An 8,899-nucleotide genomic window follows, 5' to 3' on the forward strand; every position below is an offset into this window, starting at 1 on the left:
ATACGAACCGCTCTTTTTGGTCAAACAATTTCAGGATTTAGATTCAGATTTTAGATTCTCGACAGTGCGGTTGCTGTGAAAACGTCGCAAAAACGGGAATCACCCTGCATCAAAGGCTGCTTAGTGGCGGCTATTCTCCTTGGGTGGCATTACGAGCGCGTGAGCTTTGCTGTCTTCGGATCATATCGAAATTGATCGATGGTTCCTTCTTTGATTTTTTCAATCGCCTCTTCAATCGCCTCTAGCGGAACAAGGAACCACTCCCTCGGTTTCACGGGTATGCCAAAGCGATCCGGCAATTCCAACTCTAATCGAACACTGCTGAAAACCTTTTGAAGTAGTGCCTCAAGTCTCTTGGGGTTGATTTTTGACAGTTTGAATGTTACGACGATTTCCACTTCTGCGAACAAATAAGTCGAGTCTTTCTTGGCGGTGGCAATTCGGCTTTTTACATCACCTCTGGTAACACCAATCTTGTGAATGACAGACCGATGCTCAGCAATGAAGGGATGATCTGATTGGCTTCTCAGCACGTAAATGTACCCAGTTGTTAAGTCGTCTTTTGCTTCAATGCCAGAAAACAGGGGACCGAAATCTGGGTCGGTGATGCGGCGGCTGGACTTGTCTTTATTTAACGCACGCTGGAGCGATCGCAGCAGCAAATCGCTCTCGGTGGCATTATCATAAACCACCCTCAGCCGGCAGTCCGATTTGCCATAGTCGCTGACAAATGGGTCGCCCATCTCAACCACCATCACCTTCTGCCCATCGAGGATGAATAGCTCGCCTTGCTTTATGGCCGCATAGTCCTGGTATTTTGAAGTTTTCCGTTCCCCCGACTGTAATTGCCCTTGCACTTGGTCAAAGATCGGTTTGAATTGATTGAAGTCTTGGCAGGGAGTGCGCTGGGCGATTTCCTCCGCTGCTTTGATTTCGCTGCGCGATCGCACATGGGTGAGCTGGGTAACCTCGTTCTCTGAGGCTGTATCGACGCCCAGCGAGTTCAACAGCGTTTCATCGTCAAGGTCTGCTTCTATGGTCAGGCTGGTATCCGCTTCAGCAGCTAGCAATCCGCGAGAGTCTAGTGGTTCCAAGACGGCACGACATTCCTCCGATTCCCGCAGGCGATCGAGTCGCACGGCATAAAGTCGCTCGAAGATATCCCGATCCTCTCCATGCTGGGGCAGTCTGCCCTGTTCCTCCACAAACCGTTCAATTTCCTCGAAGCCTGCGACGATCCGCTCTTCCTTGGCGGAACGCTGACCGGATGGTTCGGGGGCAAGGTCTACACCCAATTCAGCGAGCAATTCCGAATCCTCATCGGTGGTGTACTTAGGCATTAGTTTCCTCCCTCCTTTTGCGTTGCAGGAAAGCAATCCCTTCTGCCATCCGTTTTTCCCAGGGATCGACTGCTGTGAGAGAGGGCAACCTGCCTTTTTCTTGCTTGAACCGCAGCGCTCGTTTGGCTAGTTGCCGCGCTTCTTCCACGCTGAGGGTGATCCGTTTGGCGGCAATCACTTCTGCCACCTGCCGCAGCCGTTCTTCGCTCATCGACTTAGCCAGGATGGCGTAGGCTTCGCCAAAGGGGTTGATGCGATCGATCAGATCCATATCGAGTTCTGTGACCGATAGGGCAAATTGCCGTACCCCATCAATGAGGGCGGTGTTTTTCGCTAACTCACCATCACTGGAATTTGTGGCACCGGGATTGGTGGTATATGTGCCACCACTTTCATTCACGGTTTTCTTGGCTTGTTGGACGAGGTTGAGGGCGGCGATCGCATATTGGCGGATGGCTTCTTGATCCTCTTCCTCTAGATTTGGGAACTTCTCTTTCACAATTTTGCCCATGCGAACCTGGGTCAGTTCCTCCGGCACCAGTTCTTCATCAAACAAGCCGCGCTCGATCGTGGGCTTGTCTTGGACAAATGCCGTCACCAGTTCGGTCAAGTCTTCGCGGCAGATGCGTTCGGCTTCTTGGCTTTTGGGCTCGGCTAATCCCTTAATTTCTAGTTGGATGTGACCGGTTTCGGGATTAACGCCCACATTGCACTTGCCCGGATCGTAGCCGCCTTCGCCGTAGTCGAAGCCCGGTGTTGGTTGATTGTCGGGGCGCTTGGGTTTGAACTCGAAGCGCGGCGCGAGCACTTGCTCCATCAGCAGGCTGGCGGCGATCGCCTTGAGGGTGTCATTGACTGCTTCGGTAACGGCACCTTCGGTGGCATCGGGTTCGGCAATCAGATTTGTGAAGCGGGCGCTGGTTTTGCCCGGTGCATCGCGGGTGGCGCGACCAATGATCTGGACAATCTCCGTCAAGCTGGAGCGGTAGCCGATCGTCAGGGCGTGCTCGCACCAGATCCAATCGAAGCCTTCCTTTGCCATGCCGAGGGCGATGATGATATCGACGTGATCGCGGTTGTTCTTGTGGGCGGGGTCTTTCAAGGCGGTGGCGACCTTATCTCGCTTAGTGGGGTCGTCGTCTACGAGATCAGCGATTTTGAGAATAGTTCCGTCGGCGGTTTTCACGAGTTGGAACCCTGTCTTGGGATCGGTGCCTTGCCATTCGCCCAGTTCTTCGATGATGTGCTCCACCTCCCGGATTTTGTCTTTGGTGCTTTCGCGGGAATTGACGTTGGGAATGTGCAGAATGGTTTTTTCGTTGGGGTTGAGCACCTCCATGATTTCGTCGGTGTAGCTACCCGCGTAGAAGTAGTAGCCGATGTCGAGTTGCTTCAGGTATTGGTAGCCGTTGAGTTGTTCGTAGTAGGTATAAGTAACGGTGTCGAATTTGGATTCGTCTTCTGGGTGCAGCACGGCTTCGGCATCGCCGCGAAAGTAGGAGCCAGTCATCGCCACGATATGCGTCTTGTCGCGAGTCATGAGCTGGCGGACATGATCGCCGAGTTTGTTGTCGGGGTTGGCGGAAACATGGTGAAATTCGTCTATGGCGATTAGGCGATCGTCTAAGATTTCGATACCGAATTTGTCCACGGCAAAGCGGAATGTGGCGTGAGTGCAGACCAGAATCTTGGCACCGCTGGCTAGAAACTTCTGTACCGCGCCCACTTTGCCGCCGTCGTTTCCCGGTGCGTCGCAGAGATTCCACTTCGGTTCAACTTGCCAATCGGCCCAAAAGCCAAACTGACTCAGGGGTTCGCTGTGGAAGCTGGAGCCGATCGCCTTTTCTGGCACGACGATGATAGCTTGCTTGAGGTTCTGGTTCTCTAGTTTGTCCAGGGCGATGAACATTAATGCGCGACTTTTGCCGGAGGCGGGGGGCGATTTGATCAGGAGGTATTGTTCGCCGCGCTTTTGGTAGGCGCGTTCTTGCATCGGGCGCATACCGAGGGCGTTGGGGCAGGCGGAAGTGCCATTCTGGGCGTAGGTGACGGAAACTGAGGGAATTGCGATCGGCTTGCTCATCGGTTGGAACCTTATAGTTTCTGTTTGGTGGGCTTTTTGGGGGGCGTTTGCTGGGTGGTCATTTTGGTGTATAGCTCAAAGAGTTTTTCCAGGCGCTCGGTATCATTTTTGAAGCGGCGACCGATGTAGATTCGTTCGAGGATTTCGTCGTTACGATCATGCGCTTCCCTAACCAGAGGGAAGTCGGTATCCATGCGATCGCGATCGTACATATCCGCGATCGTGGCGGGGAAATACTGCTCTCGCGCTAGCAGGATGTCTTCGGCGCAGCGGGTAAGGTCGGCTTTGTTTTGCTCGGTGAGGGTTGGGACGGGGAAGGTATTCCAGCCGAGGGTGTTCGAGTAGCGATATCGGGTTTCTAGCTTGCCGCAGACAGTGGCGATCCAGACCAGGTGAAGGCGCGAGGCAATCAGCGCCATGTTCCAGAGTGGGGCATCATATAGGGCAAATAGAAGATCACTTGCAATGGCATTACCATCTAATAAATCTATTGGAATGTAGTACCTTCTTTCTGATGAGACTTTTGCAACTACGAGAGAATGATTTATTGCAGTACCTGCGATTTGTACGAACCGATAAGAGCGTGAAGCAAAATCGCGTGTAGATTCTGCTCTACTAGCAAGACGAAATTGTTTAACTTTTTCTTGGACTTCTTTCAAATATGGTTGTTCATTTGCAATGGCTAAATCTGAAGCCTCTATCCAAATGCACCATCTACGCTTACCCTGTATCATTTCTTCTGAACCAAGGTAGGGTCGAATAAACCTTTTAAGCTCAAGATTATTTTTTAATAAAGTTGCTCGTTTATCCCCATTTAATATGAAATTCCCATCATCCCTTGGCATATTGCCAAACAGCATAGGCGATAACTCTGATAGTGGATTTCGTATCTGTTCAACAGTAGAGTTTGGGCCACCGATAAGATACGCATTGATGTATTCCACACTGCGCTCAACAAGGGTTAATTCTTCAGTGAGATAGAATAAACGCCGTGTAGATCTAGGCTCCCTCGTAATTCCAATAATGGAGACTGTTACTCCTGCATTATTACTGGCTAGATTTGACCACTTAAAAGAAGTATAAGCAAAGGCGATCTCATGTCCTGTTTCAAAAATTAGTGGCCATAAGATCGGTACTTGTTGCCCCTGACAGATTGAATTCGTAGATACAAAAGCAGCAGCAGAATTTGTTTGCGTTCCGTAATCCGCTGCCTTCATAAACCAACCAGCGACGTAATCAAGAGATTTCCAGCTCTTTGTGCGGTCACCCAAAATGGCTCCTAGTTCGGCTTTCTGCTCGTCGGTTTGCCACTTGGAGCCAAGATACGGTGGATTCCCGCAAATATAAGTCTCCCCGCCCTCATTCTCAAAATCAATCTCCGCCACTTCCCGCGTCTCGCCAAACAAATCCAAATCCTCCCGCTGCACCTTCACCCCCGTCCCCGTCGGTGGACAAAGACTCAACCAATCCAACCGCAACGCATTCCCAGAGGTAATCCAATTATCATCCTTCAACGGCAAAAACTCCGCCAGCGCCAGTTGCGGTCCCCGATACAGCACATCGCACTGATATTCCGCAATGATCAGCGCCAGCCGTGCAATCTCACAGGAAAAGTGACGCAATTCAATCCCTCGAAAATTTGTCAGCGGAATCTCCGATCGGCGATCAGGCTCATCCCGGCGGCGGTTAATTTGTGCCTCGATCGCCCGCATCTCCTTATACGCAATCACTAAAAAATTCCCTGACCCACAAGCTGGATCGAAAACCCGAATCCGCGCCATGCGCTGCCGCAAATTCAGCAACTTACGAGCGTTATCCCCCGCTGCCTCTAATTGCTCCCGCAAATCATCCAAAAACAGCGGATTCAACACCTTGAGGATATTCGGCACACTTGTATAGTGCATCCCCAACGCACCCCGCTCCTCATCATCCGCCACCGCCTGAATCATCGACCCGAAAATATCGGGATTAATCTTCGTCCAGTCCAGATTCCCAACGTGAAGCAGGTACGATCGGGCAATCTTGCTAAAACGCGGCACCGCTACCCCGCCCGAAAACAGCCCTCCATTCACATAGGGGAATCTATCTGCCCAATTGCGAATCTTCGCTGCCTCCCGATCCTTAAGTGGCGTACACATCGCGCGAAACATCTCCGACAGCACCTCGTGCGTATTCGACGAATCACTCGCACTCATTTGTGTGATCGTGGTAGTGAAGAGGGCATTGCTGGGAAAGATATTTGTATCCTCCGCAAAAAAACAGAAGATTAGCCGTGCCATGAAGTGATTTAACGCTTCCCGGCGCTCCGCTTTGTCCCAGTCCGGGTTATCCTTTAGCAATTCAATATAGAGGCGATTGAGGCGACCCGTAGCCTTGATGTCAAAGGCATTCTCCCGGATCTGCCTGACTGTCGTAATACCCGCCAACGGTAGGAAAAAACCGAAGTGGTCATGAAATTGGGGGTACTCGCAGGCAACAGTCTCACCGTCGGCGAGGTTTTCTGCCTCAAAGCTTTTACCGTCGGTGGCGAGAATGAATTTCGCCTTATGCCGAGCCGTCGCCTTGCTCTCTCGCAATGCCGTCAGGGTAGCGCTCACCTCCCCTTCTGGGCATACCTGCAAATGGATATTGTTGCGCTGAAGCACACCGCCCGGTAGGTCAGATTGGTTCGAGCTACCGCTTTTGCTTTGGAGTCGCTTGAGGGTCGTCGATTTGTTACCAAAGGCTTCGAGGAAGTAAAAGGGGAAAGATTCCGCGTCAAAAGGCGCTTCGGCAAGTCTGGAAACGGCTTCTTCGATTTCGACTGCATTCATACTCCAACCATAAGTATTTCAGGGGATCGTTCTCAAGCTTGGAACGACTAGAGTTTTATTAGAATAAATCTATTTTCCAGCATACGGCTTAGGGGGTAAATGAGCAGTCGTACAGAAACTTACGCTAAGGCTGAAACTTTTACTGGATAAGCCTTCTAGGAATCACTCTTTTTGTCTTTCAAAAACTTGAAGAGTTAAAAATTAAACTGTACCAATTAGAGCATAGATTTTTTTGTACAGCTTTTTTGTACGGCACAGTAAGGATTTGAGGCTTTTAAATTTCAGACAGATCAATTGGTACAAGTTTATAAGAGGCGAGCGCAGTATTCAAAACGACTAATCAATTCCTTAGCGTAAGTTTCTGTACGACTGCTCATTTACCCCCGAATACTGCATCGAAAAGTATTTGTTGAGCCTGCTAATTCTGCTAAAACTGCGAGGGCGATCGTTCGTCTAATTGAATTTTTGTTCAATACTGAGCGTGTTGTGGCTCTACAATACAAACGCTCCTCTTTATTTGAGAAGTTTTTTATATTTTGGTATAAATATATCTCTGAACATTGCTATTGCTACGACTCATTCCTGCTTTTTGTGCAAGCTTCCTCTCTGGCATAAGTTTGAGTTCTCATGCGGTTTTTGTTGCTAACAAGCCCCCAAATTCAGCTAACAATTAAGCTGAGCTTGCACAAGTTTACTCGCACATTCTCAGAAAAAACAGCCAAAAACAGCCAAAAACTCACGAAAAATCAGTCCTAAAAAGTTAATTTTGAGGTTTTTTCCTGTCCCGGTACACTTAATATCAATTTAATAATTTAACAGCAAGCTCTACACTCCAATTTTAGGCAAATGTAGTAGAGGCTCAAAAGTGGTAGCATTTATAGCAAGCTGTACTTTCACAATTGAGCAAGCAAAACTAATTGAAAAGCTGTTAAGACTGCCGAAAAAATAGCGGCCTCGTTATTAGCCATTCAGCTATTGCATATTAATGTATCGGAACAATGGCGGTAGCCGTTTTCTAGCAAGAGTTGCAGTTCAGTTTGTTTGGCTTTATTGAATGAGCGTGCTACCGCACTTTTCTACAAAAAAGCGAAGTGCCTCAATATTTTTTTGCTGCCAGAATGCTCTAAGCGTTACTTCGGCAAGCCAGTAAATTTTGTAGTCAAAGTAAATGCGGCGAAACTTGCTAAACTAGGCACTTTGAAGGCAGTGACAATTGTGGGGGCGATGGTACGGTTGTACTTGATTTCTTGCATAGCGCGTGAGCCAAGCGCCTCTAAGTTTTAGGCCCTAGCGATATGAGTTTTCACGCGGCATTACATAACCTTGAACTAGCATGACTGGTTAACTTGAGAGCGAGGAAGCGATCGCTACGCTTGTGTGACGAGGCAATTGATGCCAGTGTTGCCAGAAAAGTCGCCACAATAGTATGAGCAATCAGTACAGTTGGATATCGGGTAAAACCAAGCCTTTTGACATACTTGGCTAACATCGCATCAGAGGCATTGATTGGGAGGCACAGTTGAAGAGCGGGTAAAATTCAAGCCCTTTGACACCCCCATCCCCCAGTTTTTAGGTGTTTGTGGCGATAGCTGCACGGCGATCGATTCAAAGCCAAACCTTTGTGGTGATTTGAATTATTTTGACTTTAAAAACTACAACTCGCGACTCGACTCCGCTGCCCTTACTCGAATATCTGAATCAGCCTGCAAGTCGCTACCACTGGCTCACCATTGATGCTATCAATCCAAGTACACTTTGACCAAAACAATGCAGGAAAATCGCACTTACTCATTCACAATTTTTAGCTAAAATTTGGGAGGAAAAAAGAGGAGAAACCAGCACAGTTATTACTCGTTACACCTCGTAATTCCTACTTTTTCGGTCACAATCAGTATAAATACTTATCAGTTTTTGTAAAGAATTGTTGCTTTTGACGCGATTTTTTGTAATTTAGACCCTTCTGAATCCTCCTCAATCCTCGTAGTTAGTACCCTAGTCGCATAGCAAGCCATGTCAAATAGACGTTATAGGGGGTAAAAATAATCAATTTATGGTTTTTATGGTTTTTGCAAGAGTGCCATAGGAATTCTTGGGAGTTGAAGTTAGCTCACGCACACTCTGGGCAGCCAAGGGGAGAAGTTTAACGGGCAGTTTGGACTTTGATAGAACTGTGCTTGACGCTCGCGTGAGTCAATATTGAAGCCAGGAGCGAGCCAGTTGGTGTACACGACAGCCGCCTTTACGAAGGATCATTGCCGGGCACGACGCAAGCCAGTCGGTGCAGTTCGGCATTGGTGGCGGATGCCTGACGCGATCGCGCCCAGCTATCCTGTTTGCAAGCGAAGCAGCCGACTGATGTCGATTCACGCGAGAGAATCGCTCCTCCGATAGCCAGCCTAACGCGATCGCCTTGACACCTAGGATTCCCCATTCATAAGGGTGCATCGTTTTTGTTTAAAAGTAATAAATAAGGTTTTGTACGGACAAAAACATTGCTTGCTACCGATTGAGAACAGCCATAACCAGTCCCAACAAGCAAAGGCACGAACAGCACAAAAAAGCAGTAATTTGACCGAAAAAGTCAGCCATTTGCAGGATATTTACAGGCATTTGCAGGTAAAGTGCACCCCCTGCAAATACCTGCACTTGCCTGACTTTATACT

The 8,899-nt window shown here is 48.7% G+C and carries 4 protein-coding genes; all 4 read right to left on the reverse strand.

Features of this window, described 5'->3' with window-relative positions:
* Nucleotides 1–149: 149 nt before the first annotated feature.
* Entirely contained in the window at nt 150–1,340 is a 1,191-nt protein-coding gene (locus tag QUA43_RS28240; protein WP_333378773.1) for a GIY-YIG nuclease family protein, read from the reverse strand.
* Nucleotides 1,333–3,423: a DEAD/DEAH box helicase gene (locus QUA43_RS28245; protein ID WP_333378775.1), complete on the reverse strand. Its 2,091-nt coding sequence runs from the start codon at nt 3,421–3,423 to the stop codon at nt 1,333–1,335. The genes QUA43_RS28240 and QUA43_RS28245 overlap by 8 nt, the downstream gene beginning before the upstream one ends.
* An 11-nt stretch (nt 3,424–3,434) precedes the next feature.
* Entirely contained in the window at nt 3,435–6,236 is a 2,802-nt protein-coding gene (locus QUA43_RS28250; protein WP_333378777.1) for a DNA methyltransferase, read from the reverse strand.
* 2,239 nt (nt 6,237–8,475) lie between these two features.
* Nucleotides 8,476–8,667 (reverse strand): hypothetical protein, encoded by a 192-nt coding sequence (locus tag QUA43_RS28255; RefSeq protein ID WP_333378779.1) that lies wholly within the window; start codon nt 8,665–8,667, stop codon nt 8,476–8,478.
* Nucleotides 8,668–8,899 lie beyond the last annotated feature (232 nt).

The sequence above is a fragment of the Microcoleus sp. N9_B4 genome, from assembly GCF_036701635.1.
GTDB lineage: Bacteria > Cyanobacteriota > Cyanobacteriia > Cyanobacteriales > Microcoleaceae > Microcoleus.

Bases quoted from the DNA above. Each gene is read 5' to 3' on its own strand.
- QUA43_RS28240 (WP_333378773.1), bottom strand. From the start codon at position 1,340: ATGCCTAAGTACACCACCGATGAGGATTCGGAATTGCTCGCTGAATTG.
- QUA43_RS28245 (WP_333378775.1), bottom strand. From the start codon at position 3,423: ATGAGCAAGCCGATCGCAATTCCCTCAGTTTCCGTCACCTACGCCCAG.
- QUA43_RS28250 (WP_333378777.1), bottom strand. From the start codon at position 6,236: ATGAATGCAGTCGAAATCGAAGAAGCCGTTTCCAGACTTGCCGAAGCG.
- QUA43_RS28255 (WP_333378779.1), bottom strand. From the start codon at position 8,667: ATGGGGAATCCTAGGTGTCAAGGCGATCGCGTTAGGCTGGCTATCGGA.